This is a genomic window from Trebonia sp. (assembly GCF_049794275.1).
In the GTDB taxonomy this organism is placed as follows: domain Bacteria; phylum Actinomycetota; class Actinomycetes; order Streptosporangiales; family Streptosporangiaceae; genus Trebonia.
Window position 1 is genome coordinate 1 of record NZ_JBARCR010000925.1, and the last position, 2,053, is coordinate 2,053.

At 73.9% G+C, this 2,053-nt stretch carries 3 protein-coding genes; 2 read left to right on the forward strand and 1 reads right to left on the reverse strand.

Annotated features, from left to right (window positions below):
- The coding region (locus WA805_RS23840) for an N-acetylglucosamine-6-phosphate deacetylase (RefSeq protein ID WP_425243446.1) at nt 1–976 on the reverse strand (976 nt) is incomplete at its 3' end.
- A 118-nt stretch (nt 977–1,094) separates the two neighbouring features.
- Here WA805_RS23840 and WA805_RS23845 point away from each other — a divergent pair.
- Both WA805_RS23845 and WA805_RS23850 read left to right on the forward strand, forming a co-directional pair.
- The gene (locus WA805_RS23845; RefSeq protein ID WP_425243447.1) at nt 1,095–1,640 is read left to right on the forward strand and encodes a DUF4232 domain-containing protein; all 546 of its coding nucleotides are present in this window, start codon (nt 1,095–1,097) and stop codon (nt 1,638–1,640) included.
- Between the two features lie 42 nt (nt 1,641–1,682).
- Nucleotides 1,683–2,053: MBL fold metallo-hydrolase (locus WA805_RS23850; protein ID WP_425243448.1), on the forward strand; the 371-nt coding region annotated here is incomplete at its 3' end.

A 2,053-nucleotide genomic window follows, 5' to 3' on the forward strand; every position in this document is an offset into this window, starting at 1 on the left:
CGCCGGCCGCCCGCGCCGTCGCCACCACCTGCAGCAGCGTGCTGGTCCCGCCGGCGATCGCGCCAGCGCCCGCCGCACCGTCATGCGCCGTCAGCCGCGCCACGCCACCAGAGACGGTCACCCGCAGCGGCCCGAGCACGTAGTCCCCGTCCGCCATGCCCGCCGCCGCCGTCGCATCGGTGACGAGCACCACCCGCCCCGGCGCCGCCACGGCGAACACCAGCCGGGTGAAACCCGCGTCCACGTGCACGCCGTCGGCGATCAGCTCGACGCTCGCCTCGTCCGCGGCCGCCGCCCCCAGTGCGGCCCCTAGTGGCCCCGCCGCCCGGTGGTGCAGCGGCGGCATCGCGTTCCCCAGGTGCGTGACCAGCGCGTCCCCTGAAGCGTCGGCCAGCGCACGGGCCATGCACTCGTAACCGGCGTCCGTATGGCCGTAGGCGACGACCACGCCAGCGGCGCGGAGCATGGCGGCTACCGGAGCAGCCCCAGGCCGTTCTGGCGCCACAGTGACGATCTTGATCGCACCACCCGCGGCTTCGAGCAGGTCAGCAACCAGCGCCGGGTCGGGATCGCGCAGCAGCCGCGGCGCGTGCGCGCCGCGGCGCGCGGGCGCCAGGAACGGGCCCTCCAGGTGGATGCCCAGCAGCTCGCCGGCGGCGACCAGCGGCGCCAGCGCGCGTACCTGCCGCAGCAGGTCCCTGGGCGCGGCGGTCACGAGGCTGGCGATCACCCCCGTGGTGCCTGCCGCGGCGTGCCATGCCGCGGCCGCCAGCGCCTCGGCCTGGTCGGTGGTGGCGAAGCTGTGCCCGCCACCGCCGTGGCAGTGGATGTCGAGCAGGCCCGGCAGGATCACGGTCCCTGACGCCCGGGACGACCCGGACGTGTCCGTCGGCGTCACGCTGGCAACGACTCCGTCCTCGACGGTCACCACGCCATCGGTCAGGCCCGCCGTCGGGACCGCGCCCCGGATTTCCATCCCTCAAGGATGCCTGGTCGCAACCGCAAGGCCCGCACCGGCGTCTCCAAGCGTGAGGCTCCCCGCGCCGGGGAGCCATCGCCGCGAGGACTGTCAACGTGGTACCGGGGAGCAAGCAATGATCAAGGGAACTCGTCGCGCCGCGGCCGCCGTCGCGGCCGCGCTGGCACTCGGCATCGGATCGGCCGTCTGGGCCACCTCGTCCGCGTCCGCCGCCCCATCCGCGCCGTCGGCCATCCCGCCGGTCTGCACGACCGCGAACCTGTCGGTCTGGGTCAACCTCAGCCAGGGCAACGGGGCGGCCGGGACCTTCTACTACCCGCTGGAGTTCACCAACACCAGCAATCACACCTGCCGCACCTGGGGCTACCCCGGCGTCTCCGCCCTCAACGCGAGCGGCAAGCAGCTCGGCGACGCCGCGGGCCGCAACCCGCTGTACGCAGGGGCGTGGGTGAACATCCCGGCGGGCGGCACCGCGCACTCGCTGCTGTCGTACGGGAACGCGGAGGTGTCCACGTGCAAGCCGACGACCGCCAGCCTGATCAAGGTCTTCCCGCCGAACCAGACCACGGCGACGGTCGGGTTCTTCAGCCTGCCCTCCTGCTCGCTGCCGCATCACGTCTACCTGTCCGTGACGGTTCTCAGGCCGGGGACGAGCATATAGCCAGAACGTGCGCCCCCGACTCCACGGCCCTCATTACCCGCCGTGGATGAGGTCGCGCCGGGCGTCTTCGTGGCGACGGCAGAGCTGTACCTGACGACCACCACGGTCGTCGCCGGGGCCGATGGCGGCTGCCTGGTCATCGACCCGGCCGTGACGGTGGCCGAACTCGACGCGCTCGCGTCCTGGCTGTCCGCGCGCGGGTTGCGCCCGGTGGCGGGCTGGTCCACCCACCCGCACTGGGACCACGTGCTGTGGAGCAGCTCGCTCGGCGACGTCGTCCGGTACGCCACCCGGCGCGCCGTCGAGGTGGCCGCGCGGGAGCTGCCGGGCCTGGTCAGCGGAATGGAAGAGGCCGCGCCGGGGCACGACCTGGCGCTGTTCGCGCGGCTGGCGCCGCTCGCGGAGCCTGAGAT